18 protein-coding genes are annotated in these 25,971 nt (G+C 42.6%); 17 read left to right on the top strand and 1 reads right to left on the bottom strand.

Translation table 11 applies throughout. The annotated features are described in order from the left end of the window. The first annotated feature begins 15 nt into the window (after positions 1-15). The 9 genes from QWZ17_RS09635 to QWZ17_RS09595 all read left to right on the top strand — a co-directional run bounded on the left by QWZ17_RS09635 (position 16) and on the right by QWZ17_RS09595 (position 15,828). A complete protein-coding gene (locus tag QWZ17_RS09635; RefSeq protein WP_290304976.1) occupies positions 16-1,299 on the top strand; it encodes a murein hydrolase activator EnvC family protein in 1,284 nt (427 codons plus the stop codon). Positions 1,300-1,352: 53 nt separating this feature from the next. Continuing rightward, entirely contained in the window at positions 1,353-1,811 is a 459-nt protein-coding gene (locus QWZ17_RS09630) for a Sec-independent protein translocase subunit TatA/TatB (protein ID WP_290304975.1), read from the top strand. A 69-nt stretch (positions 1,812-1,880) separates the two neighbouring features. Beyond that, positions 1,881-2,054 carry a Sec-independent protein translocase subunit TatA/TatB gene (locus QWZ17_RS09625; protein WP_290304974.1) on the top strand — a complete coding sequence of 58 codons (174 nt, stop codon included), beginning with the start codon at positions 1,881-1,883 and terminating at the stop codon, positions 2,052-2,054. A 100-nt stretch (positions 2,055-2,154) separates the two neighbouring features. After that, positions 2,155-3,579 (top strand): Asp-tRNA(Asn)/Glu-tRNA(Gln) amidotransferase subunit GatA, encoded by a 1,425-nt coding sequence (gene gatA, locus QWZ17_RS09620; RefSeq protein ID WP_290304973.1) that lies wholly within the window; start codon positions 2,155-2,157, stop codon positions 3,577-3,579. A 67-nt stretch (positions 3,580-3,646) separates the two neighbouring features. Beyond that, positions 3,647-4,936 (top strand): lytic transglycosylase domain-containing protein, encoded by a 1,290-nt coding sequence (locus QWZ17_RS09615; RefSeq protein ID WP_290304972.1) that lies wholly within the window; start codon positions 3,647-3,649, stop codon positions 4,934-4,936. Between the two features lie 118 nt (positions 4,937-5,054). After that, positions 5,055-7,331 (top strand): NADP-dependent malic enzyme, encoded by a 2,277-nt coding sequence (locus QWZ17_RS09610; protein WP_290304971.1) that lies wholly within the window; start codon positions 5,055-5,057, stop codon positions 7,329-7,331. A gap of 317 nt (positions 7,332-7,648) precedes the next feature. After that, positions 7,649-8,233, top strand: coding sequence for a Holliday junction branch migration protein RuvA (ruvA, locus tag QWZ17_RS09605; RefSeq protein ID WP_290304970.1), 585 nt, complete (start codon positions 7,649-7,651; stop codon positions 8,231-8,233). A gap of 60 nt (positions 8,234-8,293) precedes the next feature. Further along, positions 8,294-15,316, top strand: coding sequence for a T9SS outer membrane translocon Sov/SprA (gene sov / locus QWZ17_RS09600; RefSeq protein WP_290304969.1), 7,023 nt, complete (start codon positions 8,294-8,296; stop codon positions 15,314-15,316). A 14-nt stretch (positions 15,317-15,330) separates the two neighbouring features. After that, positions 15,331-15,828, top strand: coding sequence for a YcxB family protein (locus QWZ17_RS09595; RefSeq protein ID WP_290304968.1), 498 nt, complete (start codon positions 15,331-15,333; stop codon positions 15,826-15,828). Positions 15,829-15,831: 3 nt separating this feature from the next. On the opposite strand, the gene QWZ17_RS09590 is transcribed toward QWZ17_RS09595, so the two are convergent. Then, the gene (locus tag QWZ17_RS09590; RefSeq protein WP_290304967.1) at positions 15,832-17,634 is read right to left on the bottom strand and encodes a hypothetical protein; all 1,803 of its coding nucleotides are present in this window, start codon (positions 17,632-17,634) and stop codon (positions 15,832-15,834) included. 154 nt (positions 17,635-17,788) lie between these two features. Here QWZ17_RS09590 and QWZ17_RS09585 point away from each other — a divergent pair, with 154 nt between their 5' ends. From QWZ17_RS09585 to groL, 8 genes are all read left to right on the top strand, one after another. After that, complete coding sequence (locus tag QWZ17_RS09585) at positions 17,789-19,294, top strand: MiaB/RimO family radical SAM methylthiotransferase (protein WP_290304966.1); 1,506 nt, start codon at positions 17,789-17,791, stop codon at positions 19,292-19,294. Between the two features lie 41 nt (positions 19,295-19,335). Beyond that, the gene (locus QWZ17_RS29635; protein WP_353959479.1) at positions 19,336-19,716 is read left to right on the top strand and encodes a four helix bundle protein; all 381 of its coding nucleotides are present in this window, start codon (positions 19,336-19,338) and stop codon (positions 19,714-19,716) included. Between the two features lie 29 nt (positions 19,717-19,745). After that, entirely contained in the window at positions 19,746-20,984 is a 1,239-nt protein-coding gene (locus QWZ17_RS09580) for a sigma-54 interaction domain-containing protein (RefSeq protein ID WP_290304965.1), read from the top strand. A 3-nt stretch (positions 20,985-20,987) separates the two neighbouring features. Continuing rightward, entirely contained in the window at positions 20,988-21,503 is a 516-nt protein-coding gene (locus QWZ17_RS09575; protein WP_290304964.1) for an LptE family protein, read from the top strand. A 21-nt stretch (positions 21,504-21,524) separates the two neighbouring features. Beyond that, the gene (locus QWZ17_RS09570) at positions 21,525-22,940 is read left to right on the top strand and encodes a hypothetical protein (RefSeq protein ID WP_290304963.1); all 1,416 of its coding nucleotides are present in this window, start codon (positions 21,525-21,527) and stop codon (positions 22,938-22,940) included. 11 nt (positions 22,941-22,951) lie between these two features. Next, the gene (gene secG / locus QWZ17_RS09565) at positions 22,952-23,308 is read left to right on the top strand and encodes a preprotein translocase subunit SecG (RefSeq protein WP_290304962.1); all 357 of its coding nucleotides are present in this window, start codon (positions 22,952-22,954) and stop codon (positions 23,306-23,308) included. 240 nt (positions 23,309-23,548) lie between these two features. Then, the gene (gene groES / locus QWZ17_RS09560; protein WP_290304961.1) at positions 23,549-23,824 is read left to right on the top strand and encodes a co-chaperone GroES; all 276 of its coding nucleotides are present in this window, start codon (positions 23,549-23,551) and stop codon (positions 23,822-23,824) included. Positions 23,825-23,995: 171 nt separating this feature from the next. Continuing rightward, positions 23,996-25,630 (top strand): chaperonin GroEL, encoded by a 1,635-nt coding sequence (gene groL, locus QWZ17_RS09555; protein WP_435404577.1) that lies wholly within the window; start codon positions 23,996-23,998, stop codon positions 25,628-25,630. The last annotated feature ends 341 nt before the right edge of the window (positions 25,631-25,971 follow it).

The following is a 25,971-nucleotide window of genomic DNA, read 5'->3' as shown; positions in this document are numbered from 1 at the left end:
TCCTATTTTTGTTTGATGAAATTTTTAAAAGCAGTTTTCTTTATTATAGCAGTCCTCGTAGCTGTAGATGCGCATGCCCAAAGCAGCGCGGAACTGAAGCGCCGGAAAGATAAATTATCTGAAGAGCTTGAACAGCTTAACAAAGATTACCAGGAAACTACTAACAATAAGAAAGCTACTTTAAAACAGCTAAGCCTGTTAAAAGCGCAGATCAATATCCGCGAAGAGAAGATCAACGTGATTAACTCTGAGGTAAGAAATTTAGATAATCAGATCTCTGAAAGCAATAATACCGTACATAGCTTGCAGAGCCAGTTAGATCAGTTAAAAAAGGAATATGCTGCCATGATCCTTTTTGCTTATCGTAACCAAAGTGCCTATAACAAACTGATGTTTGTTTTTGCATCGAAGGATTTTAACCAGGCCTACAAGCGTTTAAAATATTTGCAGCAGTTTGGTACCTATCGTGAACGCCAGGCCGGCTACATACAAGGTACGCAAAAAGAGCTGCATGTAAAGATCAACGAATTGGATAAAACCAAACAGGAAAAAAATACCCTGTTGGTTGATCAGGAAAAAGAAAAGAAAACGCTGGGAAGCCAAAAGGACGACCAGGTAAAAGTGGTAAAAGACTTATCACAGCACGAGGGACAGCTGAAACAACAGCAAAAAGACGTGCAAAATAAGATTGCTAAAACTAACAGGGAAATTAGCGCAGCCATCCGCCGCGAAATTGAAGAAGCCCAGCGTAAAGCCGAAGCCGAAGCAAAAGAAGCAGCAAGGTTAGCAGCGTTGAAAGCAAAGGCCGAGAATAAGCCCGCGCCTGTGGTGGTTAAAGCAGCGCCTAAAACCAGTTCGGGATATTTGAACGCTACGCCGGAAGCGGCCAAGCTATCAAACGACTTTTTGGGTAACAAAGGCCGTTTACCATGGCCGGTTGCCAACGGGATTATTACCCAGGGATTTGGTCAGTATACAAGCGAGGGCATTCGCAGCGAAAATACGGGTGTGGATATCCGTACTAATGCCGGCAGTAATGTGCGGGCGGTGTTTGAAGGCGAGGTGATTAGGGTGGTTGACGTAAGTGGTACCTACCTGGTAATGATTAAACATGGTGAGTACTTTACGGTGTACGGCAACCTGCGCTCGGTAAGTGTAGCCCGCGGACAAAAGGTAAGCACCAAACAATCGTTAGGAGTTGTTGCTACCGACCCATCAACCGGCGAAACGGAAGTGAACTTTGATATTTACAGGGTAAAAGAGGCGCAAAATCCTAAGTTATGGCTGGCGCCTAATTAGTTGTAAATACAAGAGATATTAATTGTTTATATTTGTAACCTAAAAAAAATGCAATGCTAAGTACAGTTTTTTTATTTTTAAATATTGGTACAGGCGAGATGGTACTGATACTTTTTGCAGCATTAATGCTATTTGGAGGCGAAAAGCTTCCGGGAATGGCACGGACACTTGGTAAAGGTATCCGTGATTTTAAAGATGCATCTGAAGATGTTAAACGAGAGATCAATAACCAGATCAATAACTACAGCGAAAAAAAGGAAGAAACCACAACAACTCCGGTAATAGAAGAGAAAGCTACGCCCGTTGTTGAAGAACACTCAACTCCGCTTATTGCAGAACACAGTGCTGATGAAACGCCCGTTGCCGAAAGCGTGGAGCATCACCCCAACCCGGTGATTGCCGAAAATAAGTTGCCGCATTCAATCCCGGTAGCCAATCCTTTCGTAAGTAACCACGAGCCGGAGCCAGTTAGCAGCACCGAATCAAAAATCGACTTAAGCAAACATTCATAATCGCTTAAGCAAATACAAAAGAGCTTCTACATTAATCATAATATTAACATACATAAAACTTAAAAAATCATGGGTGGATTAGGCGCACCAGAAATTATTCTGATCATCATTGCAATTCTTTTATTATTTGGCGGTAAAAAAATACCTGAACTAATGAGAGGTTTAGGAAAAGGCGTTAAAGAATTTAAAGACGCGCAAAACGGCGAAAGCTCTTCTTCATCAGAAGACAAACCTAAAGTTTAATACTTTGAGGTAAAGCGTTTTTAGCGCTTTTAATAACGATATAAACTTATCTGTTGAATAATTTATTATTACAACGGATAAGTTTTTTTATTTTAGCCCCATGGCTAAATTTTATTCCTCTTTAACCGAAATAAAGAGCGGGTTGCAGCGTGCGGAGATTACTGTTCAGGGTTTGGTGAAAAACTATTTGGGCGAGATCAAAAAAAACGCCCATTTAAATGCTTTTAACGAAGTGTTTGAAACAGAGGCTTTGGCAAATGCCAAAGAGGTTGATGACCGCGTTAAAAATGGCACTGCCGGTAAGCTGGCCGGTATGGTTATAGCCATTAAAGATAATATTTGCTACAAAGGGCATGAGGTTAACGCCTCCTCCAAAATTCTCAAAGGTTTTACATCTATATATTCATCAACTATTGTTGAGCGCTTGCTGGCGCAGGATGCCGTGATTATTGGCCGCTGTAATTGCGATGAATTTGCCATGGGCGGCTCAAACGAAAATTCGTTTTTCGGTCCGGTAAAAAACCATGCCGATGAAACCAGGGTATCCGGCGGTTCGTCGGGTGGTTCGGCAGTTGCGGTGCAGGCTAATATGTGCCATGCAGCTATTGGTACCGATACTGGCGGCTCGGTAAGGCAACCAGCATCTTTTTGCGGAGTTATTGGTTTTAAGCCTACTTATGGCCGTATCTCCAGGCATGGTATTATCGCTTACGCGTCGTCATTTGACCAGGTAGGGCCTATAACCCGCTCTGTTGAGGACGCGGCTTTACTATATGAAGTAATGGCCGGTCCCGATGATTATGATAATACTTTGGCACAACAAGCGGTCGAGCCTATTGCCATCAGCCAGGAAAAACCTGCCGCAAAAAAAATAGCTTATTTACAGGAAGCGCTTTCAAGCCCCGGCGTTGATGCCGAGGTGAAAGACGCCATGGTTAAATATATTGATAAACTAAGGGCCGAAGGCCATACCGTAAAACCGATAGCTTTTGAGCAGTTGGATTACATGGTCCCGGCTTATTATATATTAGCTTCAGCTGAAGCTTCATCAAACCTGGCCAGGTTTGATGGGGTGCATTACGGCTATCGTAGCCCAGCGGCTACAGGTTTGCAATCCACCTATAAACGCTCACGGTCTGAAGGGTTTGGTAAAGAAGTGAAACGCCGCATTATGTTGGGCACCTTTGTATTGAGTGCCGGTTATTATGATGCCTACTATGCCAAAGCGCAAAAAGTACGCAGGTTGATTCGCGAAAAAACAGAAGAGATTCTGAATGAATATGATTTTATCCTGATCCCTACAGCACCTGAACCGGCTTTTGCCATAGGTGCCGAAGAAAAAGATCCGGTTGTAACGTATCTTTATGATATTTTTACCGTACAAGCATCTTTAGCTGGTGTGCCCGCCATATCGTTGCCGGTTGGCAATAATACCAAAGGTTTGCCGTTAGGATTACAATTATTAACCAAACATTTTAACGAACAACAGTTGTTAAATTTCTCTGAATACTTCCACAAGCTTTAAAGAAGGGAGTAGTTTAGCAGAATACCTGGTGCGGCAAGCATCATTACTTAATCAAATCCACCAATAAATGAAGAGATTATTTACGCTTACCATCTGCCTGTCACTACTGCAAATCATTCAAGCCCAAGCTCTCCCGTCAACAAAACAGATCAGTCATATTGCAGCGTTTCATGCTGATGTAAACGCCGATACTACCATAGTGCCGGTAATTAACCACCCACTGCCCGTGGGGGCGCAAGGTAGTATTTATAAACGCCGGCTGGATTCTGTCCGCAAGGATATTCAGTTAGATTATAACGAATATGTACAAAGCTATATTGATTTGTACATGCACAACCGCGACGAAATGGGGCAGGTTGCCGGTCTTACCAAATACTACTTCCCAATTTACGAGAAAGCTTTCCGCGACGCGGGCATTCCCGAAGAAATAAAATTTTTATCCATAGTAGAGTCTAAGCTTGATCCTAACGCCATATCAAGAGTGGGAGCAACAGGTCCGTGGCAGTTTATGGCCACTACAGCCAAAATTTACGGTCTGAGCATGACGGATTATATAGATGAGCGCCGTGACCCAATCCAGGCCAGTTACGCTGCTGCTGCTTACCTGAAAGATGCTTACCAGGAATTTGGCGATTGGCTGCTGGCTATTGCGTCCTACAATTGTGGTAAAAGCAATGTAGAGCATGCCATGGAAAAAGCAGGGGCTGGAAGCGATTTCTGGACTATTCGCCAATACCTGCCTGCCGAAACACGTGGTTACGTACCCGCTTTTATCGCCATGAATTACGTAATGAATTATTTTGGCAAGCATAATATAACCGCGCAGGCCTGCAACTTTTCCATAAAAACGGACACCGTGATGGTTAAAAAGTTTGTATCGTTAAGTAATGTTGCCCGCGCCTTAAACGTAGGCGTCGGCGAGATCACTATTCTTAATCCGGCTTACCGCAGGTTAATTGTAAACGGTACGCCTAAGGCGCCACGCAGGTTAATTTTACCACAAACCTCAAAAGAAAATTTTGCTGCTTTATACAACGTGTTGAATAGTGCCGGAGACGCGGTAGCGCCAATGGAATTTGCCAAACCCGCGCCGGTTTATGCTGCTACGCCCGCCCCGGTAACGCGTGCGGCTTTTGTAGAAACCGGCAAAACAGATAGAAAGATAACCACCTTTCATAAAGTTAAAAAAGGTGAAACTTTGGCCGGCATAGCCGATTTATTTGGCTGCGAAGTGCACGATTTAAAAATATGGAACAACCTGGAAGGTAACCGCGCACCGATAGGTAAAACCATTAGGGTGGCAGCCGGTGGCGATATCTCGGCCAGTGTAACTGCCGATGCTAAACCCACGTTGTAAATACAGGATAATATCCGCTTACGGAATAGCCCGATTTTGACATGTTTCAAAACCGGGCTTTTTTATTTGAGGTTACCATAAAAAGAATTGTAATTTTGAACGCTTGAATTTTGAGAAGATGAACAAGAACAACCGCAAACAGGACGCCCTGAATTACCATTCAATGGGTCGCCCGGGCAAGATACAGGTAGTGCCTACCAAGCCTACCAATTCGCAACGAGACCTTACAATGGCTTACTCGCCTGGCGTGGCCGAACCTTGCCTGCGCATAGCCGATAATGTTGAAGATGTATATAAATACACAGCCAAAGGTAACCTGGTAGCTGTGATCAGTAACGGTACCGCAGTTCTTGGTTTAGGTAATATTGGTCCAGAAGCCAGTAAGCCGGTAATGGAAGGCAAGGGCCTGCTGTTTAAAATTTATGCCGATATAGATGTGTTTGACCTGGAGGTGAATGCAAAAAGTGTTGACGACTTTGTAAATATTGTAAAGGCACTTGAGCCTACATTTGGTGGTGTAAACCTTGAAGATATTTCGGCACCAACCTGTTTTGAAATTGAACGCAGGCTTAAAGCCGAAATGAATATCCCGGTGATGCACGATGATCAGCATGGTACCGCCATCATCTCCGGCGCGGCCTTGATGAACGCCTGCGAAATTCAGGGGAAAAAGCTTGATAAGATAAAAATGGTGGTGAACGGTGCCGGTGCTGCTGCGGTATCCTGCTCCAAAATGTACCTGTCATTAGGGGTAAAAAAAGAAAACCTGGTGATGTTTGATATCAATGGTGTGCTGGATGAGCAACGTACCGATCTGGACGATATCAGGATGGAGTTTGCTACCACCCGCACCGATGTTAAAACATTAACCGATGCTATGAAAGATGCCGACGTATTTGTTGGTCTTTCGGCAGGTAACGTGGTAACGCCAAACATGCTTAAGTCGATGGCTAAAAAGCCCATTGTATTTGCAATGGCCAACCCGGTGCCCGAAATTGATTACGATTTGGCTATCGGTACCCGCGATGATATCATTATGGCAACCGGCCGGTCGGATTTCCCGAATCAGGTGAACAACGTATTGGGCTTCCCCTATATTTTCCGTGGCGCGCTTGATGTAAGGGCAACCGCCATTAACGAAGAAATGAAAATTGCGGCTACCATCGCTATTGCCGATATGGCCAAAAAGCCGGTGCCCGAAGCCGTTAACCTGGCCTATAATATTACTAATCTTAAATTTGGTAAGGATTATATTATTCCCAAACCAATGGATCAAAGGTTGATCACAGAAGTATCTATGGCGGTTGCTAAGGCAGCCATCGAATCGGGAGTAGCCCGTAAGGTAATTACCGATTGGGATGCTTATGCCGAGGAACTACGTTCGCGTTTGGGTAATAATGATAAGCTTTTGCGTAACCTAACCAACAAAGCCAAGCAAAACCCTAAACGTGTAGTTTTTGCGGAAGCAGATAACTACAAGATCTTAAGATCGGCCCAGATTGTAAAAGAGGAGGGCATTGCTACCCCGATATTGTTGGGTAACATTGAGAAGATCAAAAAGATCATGCGCGATAACGAGATTGATCTGGGCGATGTACAGATCATTGATCCGCGCGAGGGCTGCGAAAACATGGAGGAGTACGTTGATTTCCTTTATAAAAAACGCCAGCGCAGGGGCATCACCCTGTTTGAGGCCCGCAAAATGATGATAGACCGTAACTATTACGGCGCCAGCATGGTGCAGTTTGGCAGGGCCGACGCGTTGATCTCGGGATTGACCAAAGATTATGTAACCACGGTTAAACCTGCTTTACAGATCATCGGTACCGAAGAAGGTGTAAACCGTGTAGCGGGTATGTATATGATGATCACACCAAAAGGCCCGGTGTTTTTTGGCGATACCACAGTAAACGTAAACCCAACGGTAGAAGAGCTGGTTGATATTACCGTGCTGATAGAACGTTCTGTTAAGCGTTTCAATATTGCCCCAAGGGTAGCTTTACTGTCATACTCTAATTTTGGATCGAACGAAGGAGTGATCCCTGAAAAAACAAGGGAAACTGCTAAGATACTGCATGCCAAATACCCCGATATGGTGGTCGATGGCGATATGCAGGCTAACTTTGCCCTAAACTCCGATTTGCTTGCAGATAATTTTCCTTTTTCGACCCTTAATGGCAAACCGGCTAATACGCTGATATTCCCCAACCTGGAATCGGGCAATATTGCCTACAAATTATTGCAGGAAATAGGTGGTGCTGAAGCTGTTGGTCCGATATTGTTAGGCCTTAAAAAGCCTGTGCACGTATTGCAACTGGGCAGTTCGGTGCGCGAAATTGTGAACATGGTGACCATAGCGGTAATAACCGCACAGGCCAAAGCGGGCGATAAATAAACCTGGCGACGGAAGACTTACGAAGTTTTTAAAACTTCGTAAGTCTGGGCATACGCCTTGTAATTGCTTTAAAGTGAATTAGCTCAATTAATTATGAAAGTGGAGTTGACACATAAAGCATGAGATTGCTTAGTGTCTACCTATGACCTTTTGTAAAAAAAATTGTCATCCTGAGGAACGAAGGATCTTCTTCGCCCTAATCATTGCAAACTTTTATAGCGAAGAAGATTCTTCGTTCCTCAGAATGACAGTTGGAGAAAAGTGCTTCATTTTTGAACAGCTTTTTAATAAATTTAACAAGTAAATAATATTTATATATGTACGATTATATTAGTGGTAAACTAGTTTTTAAAAGCGCATCGCATGTAGTTATTGATGCCACGGGTATAGGTTACCACATCAATATATCGTTAAATACGTATTCAAAACTTGGCACCAGCGAAAGCTGCAAGTTATACGTTTGGCAACACGTAAAAGAAGACGCGCTCACCCTGTACGGTTTTGCCGATGATGGTGAGCGCCGCCTGTTTATGCACCTGATATCTATATCGGGTATTGGGCCAAATACTGCCCGTATGATGCTGTCATCAATAACTCCGGCCGAAATTCAGGCGGCTATCGTAAGCGGTAATGTTGCCGTTATTCAGCGTATAAAAGGCATCGGCCCAAAATCGGCCCAACGGGTAATCCTGGAGCTGCAGGATAAATTACGCAAAGAGGGTCCGGATACCCTTACCGTTGTGCCTGTAAATAAAACTGCTAAAGATGAGGCACTTACTGCCCTGGTAATGTTGGGCTTTGCCAAAAACGCGGCAGAGAAAGTTCTTGACCAGCAAATGAGTAACAACGGTGAAGAATTAACCGTAGAACAACTTATAAAGTTTGCATTAAAAACATTATAATTACGTACAAATTCGACTTAGCTTTTGATCAAAATATTTACTTATAATATTATTATAAGTGTGTTGTTAATTCTTGCTTTCGGCGTGCTGAACAGCGCTTACGCGCAGCAACAGCAGCCTCCGAAAGTTAAGGCCGATACGACCCGGAAAAGTACGCCGCTCCCCCTTGACCTGGCCCAACCCAAAAATGTTAGGCTCAGGGAGGGTGTTTTCAGTTCGGACCCGCCGGGACTGGTGCGTACGGTTGAATATGATCCTGTAACCAACCGATACATCCTATATGAACGTGTAGGAAATTTATTATACCGAGCCCCTCAATACCTAACCTTTGCACAATACCTACAACTCAAACAACGATCTGAACAACGTAGCTATTACAAACAACTGGCAGATGATTATGCCTATGATTCGCAGCAACCCGGATTTATACCGGTGATTAAGGTGCGGAGCCGTACGTTTGAACAAATGTTTGGCAGCGATAAAATTGATATCCGTCCGCAGGGATCGGCAGAAATGATTATGGCCGGGCAGGTAAATAAAAACGAAAACCCGTTGTTCAATACCCGTCAGCGCAGCCAGTTTAATTTTAATTTTGATCAAAAAATTCAGTTAAACGTAACGGGTAACATAGGCGATAAATTAAAAATTACCACCAATTATAATACCGAGGCCCAGTTTCAGTTTGAAAACCAAATAAAGCTGGATTATACAGGCTCGCCCGACGAAATTATTCAGAAAATTGAAGCTGGTACCGTTAGTATGCCCTTGCCTACTACGCTAATTACCGGCAGCCAGGCGCTTTTTGGCGTAAAAACCAAATTGAAGTTTGGCAGGCTGGATGTTACCAGTATTTTATCGCAACAGCGGTCGCAATCCAAAACTATTACCATTACCAATGGTTCGCAACAAGGCGAGTTCAGGCTTACACCGGCAGATTATGAGGCCAACAAACACTTCTTTTTATCACAGTATTTTCGCAATAACTATAACAGGGCGCTGTCAAACATTCCTATTATCAGCTCAAACATCAACATAACCAAAATTGAGGTTTGGACAACCAACCGTACCAATGTTACTACAGATTCAAGGGATATATTGGCATTCACGGATTTGGGCGAAAACAAGCCTTACAATACGCGTTTGCAGAGCGGTGCCGGTTTTAGCGCTTTACCCGCGGGTTTTAAAGGGCCGGGTTTCGCGCAACAATCCAACTCGCTGTTAAACGGTTTGCCTGCCGCGGTAAGGCAAACCAATTCAAACGCGGTAGCTACTTATTTCCAATCGTTGGGGAACGCCGCTAATTACACCGATAACTATTCGAAACTAACCTATGCCCGCAAGTTGGTTGTAGATAAGGATTTTAAGTTGAACCCGCAGTTGGGCTATATTTCCCTTAACTACCCTTTAAATAACGACGAAGTTTTGGCCGTTGCTTACCAATACACCATAAACGGCGTACAATACCAGGTGGGTGAGTTTAGCAGCGATATAGCCGTTGATCCTACCACGCCAAAAGTGCTTTTTGTAAAATTGCTAAAGGGCGAATTGCTGAAAACTAATTTACCAACCTGGGATTTGATGATGAAAAACATCTACTCCCTTGGGGCATTCCAGATAGCACCTACAAACTTTAAACTTACAGTTACCCGTTTGGATGATAAAACCGGTATTGAAAAAACGGTGATGGAGGAGGGTGCTAATACCAAAGGCAAGCTTTGGCTGCAGGTTACCGGACTTGATAATTTGAACCAGCAAAGCGATAAACAGCCCGACGGTTATTTTGACTTTTTAGAAGGTATCACTATCGACTCGCAAAACGGGCGTATCGTATTCCCTACCATAGAGCCCTTTGGATCTGACCTGGCGGCCAAGTTTACAGCCGGAGAGGCCGACCTGGCCAAACGGTATGTTTATCAACCTTTGTACGATTCTACCAAAACTATAGCCCAACAGTTTTTTCCGGCGCTTAACAGGTATGTAATAAAAGGTACTTATTCGTCATCAGGAGGCTCGGAGTACCAGTTAAATGCTGTTAATATTCCGCAAGGTTCCGTAACGGTAACCGCCGGGCAGCTTAAATTAAATGAGGGTACCGATTATACTATTGATTACAACTCCGGGCGGATCAGGGTACTTAACCAGGCCTTGCTATCATCAGGGCAGCCCATTAGTGTAAAACTGGAAAACAACGAACTGTTTGGCGTTCAGCAAAAATCCTTATACGGATCAAGGTTTGATTATCATGTGAACGATAAATTAAATTTGGGTGGTACCATTATGCACCTGACGGAGCAACCCATCACCCAAAATGAAATAGCCGGCGAAGAATCTATATCTAACACCATATGGGGTTTTGATGCCAATTATAGTTCGCAATCAAGGTTTTTAACCAGGCTGGTTGATAAAATTCCGCTTATTCATACCAAGGCACCGTCATCGGTTAATTTTTCGGGCGAGTTTGCACAGCTGATACCGGGTAGCCCAGGGGCGTTAAATTTTGCAGGCTCCAAAAACGGAACATCATATCTTGACGATTTTGAAAACAGCCAATCCATTATCGATGTAAAAAGTGCTAATGCCTGGCAAATCTCGGGTACGCCGCAACTTTTTTCAGAGTCGGCTTTGTTTGATGATTTGAGTTACGGTTACAATCGTGCACGCCTGGCATTTTATAATATCGATCCTATATTTTACACCAACTCTGGTACTATCAATGTTTCCCGTAATGACCTATCCAACCATTATGCAAGGCAGGTATTGGAACAGGAAGTATTTCCTTATAAACAGTCGGCAACCGGGCAGCCTTTAAGTTTGGCTACCCTTAACATGGCATTTTATCCCAATGTGCGTGGGCAGTATAACTATACTACTACCGGCATAAATCCCGATGGTACTTTGCAAAATCCAAAATCGCGTTGGGGCGGTATGTTCAGGAAACTGGAGACTAATGATTTTGAATCGCTCAACGTGTCATACATTGAATTTTGGATGCTTGATCCGTTCATCTATAAACCCAATTCAACCGGTGGCGATCTGTATTTTAACCTGGGCAGCATCTCTGAAGATATTTTGAAAGATGGGCGTAAAAGTTTAGAGAATGCCTTACCCGTAAATGGCGACTACACCCAGGTTGATGAAACCAACTGGGGGCGCGTATCAAAATTACAGCCGGTTATTAACGCGTTTGACAATAACCCCGATGCCCGCCGCTTGCAGGATGTTGGTTTGGATGGGTTGAACGATGCGGATGAAAGAACTAAATTTGCCCCGGTGGTAAACCAAATTAAAGGCCAGTTAAATACCGCTGCCGCCACCGCCTTTGCCAATGACCCATCATCTGATGATTATCAGTATTACCAGGGAGCGGCGCTTGACCAGGCCCGTTTAGGTATCCTTGATCGTTATGCCAAATACAACGGCACCGATGGTAACTCCAAAACATCGGCACAATCACAGGCAGAGTTGGGCATCCAAAACTCGGCATCAACATCGTTACCCGATGGGGAAGATATTAACCGGGATAATAACATGAGCCAGGAAGATGCCTACTTCCAGTACAAAGTGTCTATCCGCCCGGGCGATATGGTGGTTGGGCAAAATAACATTAGCGATAAAGTAACGGCTAACGTAAAACTGCCAAACGGCACAACCCAGGCAGTAACCTGGTACCAGTTCAGGATTCCGATTAATGGTTACGATAGTAAAGTTGGTAATATAGATGATTTTAAAGCCATCCGTTTTATGCGGATGTTTATGACCAACTTTGCCGATACTTCCATTTTACGTTTTGCCACTTTGGAGTTGGTACGCGGCGAGTGGCGGGCCTTTAATACCGAGCGGAATTTGCTCAACGTAATTGCCGATCCATCCATCAGCAACCCACCTATAGATAATTCAAGTATTGATGTGCAGGCGGTAAATATTGAAGAAAACGGTAACCGCACGCCTATCCCTTATGTGGTGCCGCCGGGTATTCAGCGCCAGCGTAATTACAATAACCTGCAAACCAATACCAAACTTAATGAGCAATCATTATCAATTGAAGTAAAGAGTTTGCGCGATGGTTATTCAAGGGCTGCGTTCCGTACTTTTTATAATGATTTGCGCAAATACAAACGCATTCAAATGTTTGTACACGCCGAGGGCGATCAATTAAAGGATAATGATATTAACGCCTTCATCCGTCTTGGAGTTGATTACCAGGATAACTACTACGAGTATGAGGTGCCGCTTAAAATAACTAAACCAGGTACCGCCGACCCAGACGCGATATGGCCCGCTGATAACGCTGTTGATTTGGAACTTGGTTTGCTTACCCGCGCCAAACTGAAACGTAATCACTCAAACGTGCCTTACAACGAGGTGTTTAAATATACCGAGGGCAGTCAAACCGTATACATTAAAGGGCAGCCGGATTTGAGCAGGTTGCGAACCATTATGATAGGTGTACGTAATCCGCTCAAAGGCACCAACACCACGGTTACCGATGATGGCCTGGATAAAAGCGGAATAGTTTGGTTTGATGAATTACGCCTTACGGATTTTGATCAGCGCGGTGGCTGGGCCGCAACCGCCAGGCTGGATACCAAGCTGGCCGATTTTGCCGATGTTACCTTTTCTGGCAGTAAAACTACTGTTGGTTTTGGTACGTTGGATTCACGCCTGAATGACAGGAGCCAGAGCGATGACCAGATCTACGATATTTCGGCCACTGCCGAGCTTGGTAAGTTTTTCCCTGATAAAACAGGTATTCATATCCCGGCTTATATCAACGTATCATCGCAACGGAGCATGCCACAGTATGATCCCGGATCGCCGGATATTGAGCTGAAGCAAACCCTTGCCGCGGCTACCAGCAAACAGGAGCGCGACTCGATCAGGAATGCCGCTGTTGATTATACTTTGCGCCAGAGTATCAACTTTACCAATGTACATAAAGCTAAAACTAACCCCTCCGCGGCAAACCATGTTTGGGATGTAGAAAACTGGAACCTGAGTTACGCCTATACTCAGTTTTTGCATCATGATTTTACCACGCAGAATGATTTGGAGAAAACTTACCATCTAAACTTGTCTTACAACTATACCAACACGCCGAAGTATTATAGTCCGTTTTCAAAGATCATTAAAAGCAACCTGCTCGCGTTGGCGCGCGATATCAACTTTAGCATATTGCCATCAAGGTTAAATTTCAGCATTAACTTTGATCGCTTTTATTCAGAAAATACCCTGCGGGATAATGATCCTAATAACTTTATCCCGATACCAACCACCACGTTTAACAAGTATTTTAATATCACCCGGGTATACGGTATAGGTTGGAACCTCACCAAATCTTTACAACTGGATATTGATGCTACCAACTTATCGGTAGTTGATGAGCCAGCCGGCCGTATCAATGGTTTAAAACGCGATACGCTTTGGGATAACCTTAAAAAATTAGGCCGTACAACCAACTACAACCACACCATTAATCTTAACTACACCCTGCCGATTAGTAAAATTCCGGGTATGGATTGGGCATCGGTGGTAACCCGTTACAGCGCGCACTTTAACTGGCAAACCCAGCCGCTGTTTGCCATTAATGATCCATCATATGATGTTGGTAACAGCATTAGCAACCTGCGCGAAATTAACGTAGCGCCAACCTTAAATATGGTATCGTTGTATAATAAGTTTCCGTTTATCCGTAAGGCTAATAATCCTAATACACCAAACGGTATAAGCAAAGTATTGGTGGGCTTATTAACCAGCGTTAAAAATATAAGTGGTACTTACTCGCGCAAAGGGGGGATTTACCTGCCGGGCTACCTGCCGCAATCTGGTATTTTTGGCGAAAACTCCCAATACAACGCGCCGGGTATAGGCTTTTTATTGGGCAGCCAAACGGATATCCGTGCCAAGGCCGTAGCCAATGGATGGATCAGTACGGATACGCTGCAAAACCAGCTATATACCAAATCTGTAAACGAAGACCTGCATTTAAGGGCGGTTGTTGAGCCGTTTAAGGATTTGAGGATAGAATTGATTGCCCTTAAAACGCAGGAACATGATTACCAGTCAAACTTCAAATACCTGGCATCAAGCAATAGCATTGAAACCTTAAGCCCGGTAACTACGGGTAGCTACACCATATCATACTTAACTATAGGTACCGCGTTTAAAAAAACAGTGGGTATTGATAATACATCGCCCTTGTTTCAAAAAATGCTGGATAACCGTAAGTATATTTCACAAAAGCTGGCGTCCCAAAACCCAAACTCAACACGCTTGTTAGATTCGGTTGGGTTTTCGGATGGTTACGGGCAAAACTCGCAAAATGTGTTGGTGCCGGCGTTTATAGCGGCTTATACTGGTAAAGATGTAAAGAAGAGCAACCTTTCGCAGTTTCCTAAAATACCTATCCCTAACTGGGATATCAGGTATACTGGTTTAAGTAAGCTGCCCTGGCTATCGGATGTTTTTGATTCATTTGATTTGAGCCATGGTTACCGTTCATCATACAACGTAAACGGCTTCACCACTTTGCTTCAATACCAGGAAACCCATGGTGCCAGCAGCGCGCGCGATTTAAATAACGACTTTTTACCTTATTACCAGTTTTCGCAGGTTACCATATTTGAGCAGTTTGTACCATTACTGGGAGCCAATATGAGGTTTAAAAATAGCATGACCGCCAACCTGGAGTTCAGGCAAAGTCGTACGTTAAGCCTCAGTTTGCTCAATAGCCAACTGGCGCAACAAAATGAAAAAATAGTTGTGTTTGGTTTTGGTTACCATACCAAAAACTTCCATTTCCCATTTGGGTGGATGGAAGGAGGAGCGCCTAAGGATGTTAACTTTAAAGTCGATTTTTCGTTACGTGATAACAAAACGTTGATCTATCGTGCCGATGTGCAGGCCGCCGAAATATCATCGGGCGCGCAAAACATTACCGTTCGCCCATCAATTGACTACGTAATTAATCAGCGCTTTAACCTTAACCTGTTTTACGATTCAAACCTAACCAGGCCATATACTTCGCAAACTTTTAATACAGCATTTACCAACTTTGGTATTAACCTGAAATTACTACTACAATAAATTATATTAGTGACATGGAAGAAATTAAAATAGTAAGTGATATTGATTTAAAAACATATTTCAATATTTCTTTAAGGGCATACCTAAAACCCCGAAACATGTTGATTGTAGTGTTTTTCTTAATGATAGTCCAATATACCGTGATTATTGAAAAACCCTTTAAATGGTCGTCGGAAGTTATATTCCTTGCAATTTTTTTGACGGTATATGGAATAGTTTTGCCAGTAAAAATTTACTACGCCTGTAAGAGAAATATGACTAAAACTCCGTTCCTTGCCGAAACTTTAGTTTATACATTAAACAACGATGGCATTGAAATAACCGGTGATACAATAAAAACAACCACCGGTTGGAATTATATTGATAAGCTTGTCGAGCGGGAAAAATACTTTTTACTAAGATCTCAACGGTCTTTCCACTATTTACCTAAACATGGTTTTGGTGTAAAAGGAGATATAGCAAGTCTTAAAGAGACAGTTAAAGCAAAGGGTATAAAATTCTCTTATAAATAGACATTATCTCCCCTGCTCTTTTTCGAGCTTTCGTTCTTCCCTGTGTTTTTTTCGCTCAGCCTTTTTAATGAGCCTGTCCTTTTTGTTTTGGTTGTGTTGTGCTATCCGCTGATTGGCAGCAGATTTACTTTTTTCGTCGAGACCAACTGCAGGCTTTATACCGGTGAGCAGGGTACGCCAAATGGTTTTAAAAAATGGCGAATTTTTGGGACGCTCATAAACTACATGTGAAATCCTCGGTGCTACACCCGCGGCATCCGGGTTATTACGCTTGATTACAAACAGGTTGGCAAATATTGACATCAACGATTGTTTCTTCAGTTGATTATGCGCTGTATCCGCTTTTAAAAGCGAAACTTTCAAATCATTATATAACAGGGATACATCGCCCTTAAATACCTTGCTGTTGGCCTTAATATCAAAGTTGAACTGCTTAACAGAACCCGACGATATTTTGACCATGGCGAGCGCCATACTGGCCTGGTTTACTTTATTAGCCGCAAACGGACCAAGGGAGCCTTTGTAGCTAAAGGCGGCATCTTTATCGGTAAGGTTAAATAAAAATTGCGTGGTTAGGTAACCTCTATTCATAAAATAACTGCTCAAATCTGCCCGGGTGATGTTATTTTTTTCGATGGCTTTTTTGTTGGTGGTTACATTATAAAAACTGCCGCTGGTGTGATTAAAAAGCACAGTGCCCGTTTTTTTTGAGTCGCTGTTAAATTCGGCATATTCAACCCCGATGTTTTTTAGGCGAACGGTATCGATAGTAATATCGGCATTGGTATTACGCACTATCATGTTGGGGAAGGTAGATACCGCGTCGGCATCGTTCTTTTTTGTTTTGTTTGGGTTGTTGGATACCTTTAACCACCCGTTATGCAACTGAAGACTGGACGCGGCAACTATGCGGTATTTATGATAAAGCAGGTAATCAAAATTGTTAAGTTGTAATGAGTCTATGCCAACACTAACCCGGTCGCTTTCGGTTTTATAAAAAAAAATATCGGATTTTGCCGGCTCAAACTGAAGGCCTGTAATGTTAAGTTTTGAAGTTAAGGTAGACAGCTTCAGATATTTTATCTTGTAATCATATAAACCATTATCGGTTTTGCCGGTGTAATTATTTAATTCGGTAACGATCTCTTTACAATAAGAAAATCGCGATTTGTCAGTTTGCGTTAGCGAGTCTATCAGCAGGTCGGTAACGCTGATGTTCATTTCCTTTAAAGTAGATATGGCCAGTTTGTGGCCCGAGTAGTCCTCGTACTTGAACTTTACATCGTTTAAATAAATATGATCTATTTGTATAGAATGCAGTACTTTGGATATTTTTTGCCAGGCGGTGCGATGATCCTTCAGCACCGTATCCTGGGTATGGTTTAACGAATAGCTTACGTTTAACTCCGGTTCGTTCAAAATGATCTCGTTGATCCTTAATTTTTTTCTGAAATAATAGCTAAAAGGGTGTACATGTTGCAATACCAGCTTTTTCACGTGTAGGGTTACCAGGTTGTTGTTGGCAACGTGCTGTTGTTTTCTTTTGTTGTAAAGGGCGGTATCCGGTACCATGTTGATGTTGTAAAAGGTAACCTTACCTTCTAACAGGTGCAGTTCGGCCTTCGAAAAATCGGCATGATACAGGCTGTCGCTCCCGGTTAAAACGGCATCGCGCAACTCGGTAGCCAAAATAGGGGCCAGGTACTGATTGAGTATTAAAGCGATAATGAAGAGTACCGTTGCCGGGATCAACACAAAATTAAATGTTAGTTTTTGCCACTTTTGCTTTAAAAATTTAAGCTTCATTTATAGATGTTTCCTTCGGCTTTTAATGTTCCCGTTAACTTTATACGTATTACCTGAGGAATATAGTATATTTTTTTCGATTTTATTAAATACTGACAATATGTCATCCGTGTATTTAAAATTTGTGTATTTTTGCAAACTAATTTTTAATTGAATGATGGATTTGGTTCTTCCGGATAAGGCACATGACGAGAGCAGGCAAGGAGAGGCGTTGGTTTTGGAGCCAACAGGTAAAAACAATGGCCGTAAATTATATATAGAAAGCTATGGCTGCGCTATGAACTTTAGCGATAGCGAGATAGTTGCATCGATATTATCGGAGCAAGGTTTTGAAACTACCGGTGACCATAACCAGGCAGATGTTATTTTTATTAACACCTGCTCTATTCGTGAAAATGCCGAGCAGCGTGTACGTAACCGCCTTAAAGAATTTACTATAAGCAAGGTTAAAAACCCAGGACTGGTAGTAGGTGTGTTAGGCTGCATGGCCGAACGCTTGAAATCTAAATTTTTAGAAGAAGAAAAACTGGTTGACGTAGTGGTTGGGCCGGACGCGTATCGCGATTTGCCAAACCTGATAGACCAGGTTGATAGCGGCCAAAAAGCCGTGAACGTATTGTTATCCCGTGAGGAAACCTATGCCGACATTAGCCCGGTACGCCTAAACAGCAATGGTATCAATGCCTTTGTATCTATCATGCGCGGTTGTGATAACATGTGTTCGTTTTGCGTAGTACCATTTACCCGGGGCCGCGAGCGTAGTCGCGATCCGCAATCAATTATTGCCGAGTGTAAAGATCTTTTTGATAAAGGCTACCGCGAGGTAACTTTGCTGGGCCAGAACGTGGATTCGTTTAAGTGGAGGCCTCACCCTGCCCTCTCCAAAGGAGAGGGGGCTGATGAGCACGCTGTAACTACTACAGCGCAGGACAAAAAAGTCCTCTCCTTTGGAGAGGATTTAGGTGAGGCTGTCACCAACTTTGCCAACCTTTTAGAAATGGTAGCATTGATCAGTCCTGATTTGCGTGTACGTTTTTCAACTTCGCATCCAAAGGATATTACCGACGAGGTTTTATATACTATTGCCAAATACGAAAACATTTGTAACTATATCCACCTGCCGGTACAATCGGGCAATACCCGTATTCTGGATATTATGAACCGTACTTATGATCGCGATTGGTATATCAACAGGATTGATGCTATTCGTAATATTATTGGCGATTGCGCGATATCTACCGATGTGATCACCGGCTTTTGTACCGAAACAGATGAAGAGCACGCCGATACCGTAAGCATGATGGACTATGTAAAATACGATTTTGCCTACATGTTTAAATACAGCGAACGCCCGGGCACGTTAGCCGCAAAACGTTATGCCGACGATATCCCGGAGGAAGTGAAACAAAAACGTTTAACAGAAATAGTAGCCAAGCAGCAGGAGTATTCATACTACCGTGCGCAGGCCCGCATTGGTAAAGTAGAAAAGGTACTGATAGAAGGTTTCTCCAAAAAATCAAAAAACGACTATTGTGGCCGCAGCGATCAAAACGCTATGGTGATTTTCCCCGTAGGCGAAAACTACAAACCCGGCCAATACGTGAACGTGCTGATAGAAAGAACTACCACGGCTACGTTGATAGGGAAGGTGGTAGAATAGAGTCAAGAATCAAGAGTCAAGAATCAAGACCGAAGCCTGGAATGAGACATAATTTTAAGAATTTGAAGATATGGCTGAAGGCGATGGATTTGACAGATATGGTTTTTGATTTTAGCAGGGAATTGCCGGCAAATGAACGTTTTAATTTAATTGATCAAATAAACAGGAGTTGTTGTTCAATTCCTTCAAATATTGCGGAGGGGTCGGGAAAGAACACAGATAAGCACTTTGCGGAGTTTTTATCGATAGCGATTTCATCTTCGTTTGAATTGGAAACACAATTGTTAATATGTGAGCGTAGAAAATACGGGTCATTAGATAAACTGAAGGATTGTATAGATCTGGTATCTGAAGTTCAAAGAATGTTATTTTCTTTTAGGGAATACATCTTAAAAACGGAAGTAAAAAGTCTTAATTCTTGACTCTTGATTCTTGACTCTTTTTTAAACAAATGGAAATACAAGAAATAAAACAACGCTTCGGGATCATTGGCAATTCGCCATTGCTTAACCGGGCTATAAATATTGCCAACCAGGTGGCGCCTACAGATATCTCGGTACTGATAACCGGCGAAAGCGGGAGCGGTAAAGAGGTGTTTTCGCAAATAATACACCAGATGAGTCCGCGGAAGCATGGGGCTTTCATTGCGGTGAACTGCGGTGCTATACCAGAGGGAACTATCGATTCGGAATTGTTCGGTCATGAAAAAGGTGCTTACACCGGTGCCGTTGGCGAACGTAAAGGTTACTTTGAAACCGTTAACGGCGGTACCATATTTTTAGATGAAATTGCCGAAATGCCGCTGGGCACCCAGGCCCGTTTATTAAGGGTACTGGAATCTGGCCAGTACATTAAAGTAGGTTCATCAAAGGTTGAGAAAACCAATGTGCGCGTTATTGCAGCCACCAATGTGGATGTTTACGATGCCGTAAAAAGCGGAAAATTCAGGGAGGATCTTTATTATAGGTTGAATACCGTTCCGTTGAAGATTCCACCTTTGCGTGATAGAAAAGAAGACGTTTACCTGTTGTTTAGAAAATTCACTTCAGATTTTACCGATAAATACCGCACGCCACCCATTCAGTTAGATGACGACGCGCAACAGGTGCTCATCAATTATACGTGGCCCGGCAACGTAAGGCAGCTTAAAAATATGGCCGAGCAATTGGCTGTTTTGGAGCGCGATCGCATCATCACCGCGCAAACGCTGCTTACTTACATCCCGCATGAAACCGGTGGCCGCAACTTGCCAATGCGACTGGATAATCAGCCCAAAGAGGATTTTTCTGAGCGCGACATCCTGTACAAAGTGCTGTTTGATATGAAACGGGACATGGTGGAACTTAAAAAACTGGTAGCCGATATTATTGAGCATGGCGGTGTATCAACCAATTATGCCAATCATTCCCAAACAATTAACCAATTGTACCGCGATATTGAGCTGCCCGGAAATCCCGAATCGCAATTTACTTTGCAACAACCCGTTAATAATAACAATAACGGGAGCGACGCGTATAACATAACCCACGAGGCCGAAGAGGTGGAAGAATCACTTTCTTTAATTGAAAAGGAGTCGGACCTGATTCGTAAAGCCTTGAAAAAGCATAAAGGCAAACGTAAGCTTGCCGCTAATGAACTGGGTATATCTGAGCGTACATTGTACAGAAAAATAAAAGAGTTAAATTTATAGTTGATGAAAAGGTTATACGGATTGATCATTGTTTTAAGTTTTGGTTTGCTTTCATCATGCTATACACTTAAAAATCAAGCGATACCTGTTGATGTAAAAACCATCAACATCCAGTTTTTTGAAAATAACGCGCCGCTGGTAGTAAATAACCTGAGCCAAACTTTTACAGAGGCTTTAAAAGATCGAATCCGTACGCAAAGCCGCTTAAGTATTGTAAGGAATGAGGGGGATGTGGTTATGTCTGGTGCTATTGTTGGTTACCAGATAGCACCGGTATCTATTGAGGCTACCAACAACAATACCGCGCCAATTGCCGATGCCAATAAATTGAGTATCACCGTTAGGGTAAAATGTGTTTACGATAAAGATAAGAAGGATAAAAATCTTAACTTTGAGGAAAGTATGACACGGTTTGCTAACTACAGGGGGGATATAAACTCGCAGGAGCAAAACCTTATCCAGGAGATTACAAAGCAGCTAACCGAAGATATTTTTAACAGGGCCTTCTCTAATTGGTAGGCTTTTTGTAATTTCAGCCACGTGGATCAATATTTAAATAACAGGCAGAACGAGATTTTATGGGAACTATTGGCCAATCCGGCCAATAACGGCCAGTTGCATAACTATGATTTACAACAACTGGTAAGCGAGTTTCCGCAAAGCGGTATCCTTAGGGCCATGCTTGCCCATGCGGGTAACGGCACCGATTTAAAACATGCTGCCGCCTATTTTAAACCACAACTATTACACAAGCTGATTAATGACCCGGATAGTTTACCGGTAGTATTACCGGAGCAAATAGCAGGGCAAAAAAACGGTGTGCCGGTTTACGCTAATCATCAAGGCGAGAACTATTTTAATATAGGTACCACTGCCGAACCGGAGACTACAGATGATAGCCCGTCAACACATACCAACACTTTTGAAGCACAAGCCGAAACCCGGGTAGCCGAGCCTGAATTGGCCGGGCATGTAACCGAAACAGCTTCGCCGCTGCCGGCAAAAGAGCAATTACCTGCCGAACCTGTAGTAGCTGCAGCAAAACAAGAAGAAGATATTGAGGATGAGGTTTTTGACGAAATTGTAGGAATCGAAAATATAAGCTTTACCGAAAACGCGGCTGATGGCCAGGCGGAAGAAAAAGCTGAGGAATCTAAAGCTACAACACAAGAGCAGCCCGAACCTAAAAGCATCCCTAACGATTTTAATGATAACGCAGGGGCCGATATCAACTTTGAAACAGAAAAATGGGTTATTGGTAACGTAGCCTCTACTGATTATTTTGCATTTGATAATTCAATAGTCGATCATAAAGATACCGCCGAAACAAAGGCAGAAGAGCCCGCGGTTGCAGCGGAGCGTGTTGTTAATTTACCGGCATCTGTTGAGGCAGCGGCGGATGACATGCTGTTTGAAGCCGATACAGTTTCAAAATATCATGACGATAAGATGCCATATTCTTTTATGTGGTGGCTTGATAAAACCCGTAAAGAACATGCCGCAATTTACCAGCCATATTCGCCGGCCGGTCCGGTTGCTGCACAACCGGCAGCCGTTGCTGTAAACGAAGAGAAAAAAGCACAGGCTTCAGATGAACTGCAACAGCAGTATTTTGAAAATATTTTTCATGATAAATCGTTGCAGGATCTTGAAGGCACCCCGCTCCCCGATGCGCCGGAGGTGAAGCGTAAGGAAGATATCATTATTGAAAAATTCATTAAGGATGAGCCGCAGATAAGGCCACCATCTATCAATAAAATAGATAATGAGAATAAAGCCAAAAAAAGTTCTGAAGATAAAAACGACCTGGTGAGCGAAACCCTGGCGCATATTTATGCCGAGCAGATGCTATATCACAAAGCAATTGCTACTTATAAAAAATTGATATTGAAATTTCCGGAAAAAAGCCGTTACTTTGCCCACCAAATTGAATTGATAGAAAAGAAAACTAATTAATATAAATAAAGATGTTGTACCTTTTACTTGTTGTTACTATTATAGTATGTGCTCTTTTAGGGCTTATTGTATTGATCCAGAACCCTAAAGGTGGTGGTTTATCATCAAATTTTTCAAGCTCATCGCAATTAATGGGTGTGCAAAAAACCGGCGACTTTTTAGAAAAAGGTACCTGGTTTTTGGCCATTGGCGTAATGGTTTTAGCATTGGCTATTAACGTTGTTGCCAAAAGCGGTGGTGCAAGTTCAGACAACTCTGGCATGCGTGAGCAGGTAGAAAAAGCTTCAAAACCATCTACTACTGCACCGGTACAACAGCAAACAATACCATCGGTTCCGGCTAACCAGCCAGGCACTAAAAAACCATAACAGGATACTACTCTTTGATAGAGTAAAAAGGGCTTTGGAGATATCCAAAGCCCTTTTTTATTGTTATAATCATTACTGACACGATGGCACGACGACGTTAAAATTATGTTAACTTCAAAAAGGCAGTATACATTTTGCTGACAATAAAACAGGTTAAATGCCAATTTTTGCCATTACATTCGCTTGGCATAATTGATGTGTAATTGGGGTGAAACTTAAATAAAATAAACACATATAACTATGTCATTAAACATTAAACCAATCGGCGACAGAGTGGTTGTAGAGGCAGCAGCTGCCGAAGAGAAGACCGCTTCGGGAATTTTTATCCCGGATACCGCTAAAGAAAAACCTCAGCGTGGAACTATCGTTGCAGTTGGTAACGGTAAAGTAGATGAGCCTTTAACAGTACAAGTTGGCGACCAGGTTTTATATGGTAAATACGCCGGTACCGAAATTACCTACGAAGGCAAAGAGTACTTAATTATGCGCGAATCTGATATTTACGCGGTTCTTTAATTAATTATTGAATTATTGAAGGATTGATTTATTGAATTATCCTGCACAAACAATAGTTCTTCAACCTAAAATCAAAAGTTAAAACGAAAATAGTTATTGATCACTGTATGAAAAGATTGGCAACGCGCTTAAATCAATAATTCAGTAATTCAATAATTCAAAACTAAAATCATGGCAAAACAAGTTAAATACAATGTTGAAGCACGCGACGCCTTAAAACGCGGTGTTGATATTTTAGCTAATGCGGTTAAAGTAACATTAGGTCCTAAAGGCAGAAACGTAATTATCGATAAAAAATTCGGCTCACCGGCTATCACTAAAGACGGTGTAACTGTTGCTAAAGAAATCGAACTGAAAGATGCTTTAGAAAACATGGGCGCTCAAATGGTTAAAGAAGTTGCATCAAAAACTGCAGATATTGCAGGTGATGGTACTACTACTGCTACCGTTTTGGCTCAGGCTATTGTTACCGCTGGTATTAAAAACGTAGCAGCCGGTGCAAATCCAATGGATTTAAAACGCGGTATTGATAAAGCTGTTGCTGCTGTTGTTGAAAACTTAAAAGCACAGTCACAAACTGTAGGCGAAGACAATAACAAAATCAAACAAGTAGCTTCAATCTCTGCAAATAACGACGAGGTTATCGGTTCGTTAATTGCTGAAGCTATGGCTAAAGTTGGTAAAGACGGTGTTATCACTGTTGAAGAAGCAAAAGGTACCGAAACTGAAGTTAAAACCGTAGAAGGTATGCAGTTTGATCGTGGTTACCTTTCTCCTTACTTTGTTACCAATGCTGATAAAATGGAAGCAGAGTTAGAAAATCCTTACATCCTGATCTATGATAAAAAGATCTCTTCGATGAAAGAATTGCTTCCTATCCTTGAAAAACAAGTACAGACAGGCAAACCATTATTGATCATTGCTGAAGACCTTGATGGCGAAGCGTTGGCTACATTGGTAGTTAATAAAATCCGTGGCTCACTGAAAGTTGCTGCTGTTAAAGCACCAGGCTTTGGCGATCGCCGTAAAGCGATGTTAGAGGATATCGCTATCTTAACCGGCGGTACTTTAATTTCTGAAGAAAGAGGTTACAAATTAGAAAATGCTGATTTATCATACTTAGGTACTGCTGAGAAAATCATCATCGACAAAGATAACACTACCATCATCAATGGTGCTGGTTCTGCTGATGAGATCAAAGGCCGTGTTGGTCAAATCAAATCTCAGATTGAGTCAACTACTTCTGATTATGACCGCGAAAAATTACAGGAGCGTTTAGCCAAATTATCTGGCGGTGTTGCTGTACTTTACGTAGGTGCTGCTACAGAGGTTGAAATGAAAGAGAAAAAAGACCGTGTTGATGATGCTTTACACGCAACACGTGCTGCTGTTGAAGAAGGTATTGTTGCAGGTGGTGGCGTTGCCTTCATCCGCGCGGTTGCTTCTTTAGCTGATTTGAAAGGTGATAACGAAGACGAGAACACTGGTATCCAGATCATCCGTCGCGCTATCGAAGAGCCTTTACGTCAAATCTGTGCTAACGCGGGTATCGAAGGTTCTATCGTTGTGCAAAAAGTTAAAGAAGGCACTGCCGACTTTGGTTACAATGCACGTACCGATAAATACGAAAACCTGATTGGTGCAGGCGTTATCGACCCTACTAAAGTAGGTCGTGTAGCTTTAGAAAACGCGGCTTCAATTGCAGCTATGTTGTTAACAACAGAAGTTGTATTGGCTGATGATCCTGAAGATGCTCCGGCTGGTCCTCCAATGGGCGGCGGTGGCGGCATGGGCGGTATGATGTAAGATAAGCCCAAAGCTGAAGGCAGAAAGCTAAAAGCCGTTTAACAACGAGCGTATGCTTTAAACTTCACCTTCGTACTAAAATAAAAACCCTGTATGCTTTTGTATACAGGGTTTTGTTGTTAATGGCGTTCACTTTGGTCATTTTAAGGTAAATGGATGGTCATTAGTTAATCATTTGATTAATTCTGAAAACTATCTTAACATGCAATACGTAATTTTGTGTAACAAATCAGAAAGGTGGCGTATTAGGCACATGATTTGAATAGAATTAAGTACCATGAAAAATATTACACAAAAAACAAAACAACTGCACAGCACCCTGGTGGACTGGTTGCTGTTTA

This window comes from Mucilaginibacter flavus (genome assembly GCF_030409315.1).
GTDB classification, from domain to species: Bacteria; Bacteroidota; Bacteroidia; order Sphingobacteriales; family Sphingobacteriaceae; genus Mucilaginibacter; species Mucilaginibacter flavus.
Note: the sequence above shows the minus strand (reverse complement) of the source record. Positions and strands in the feature narration are given on the sequence as shown.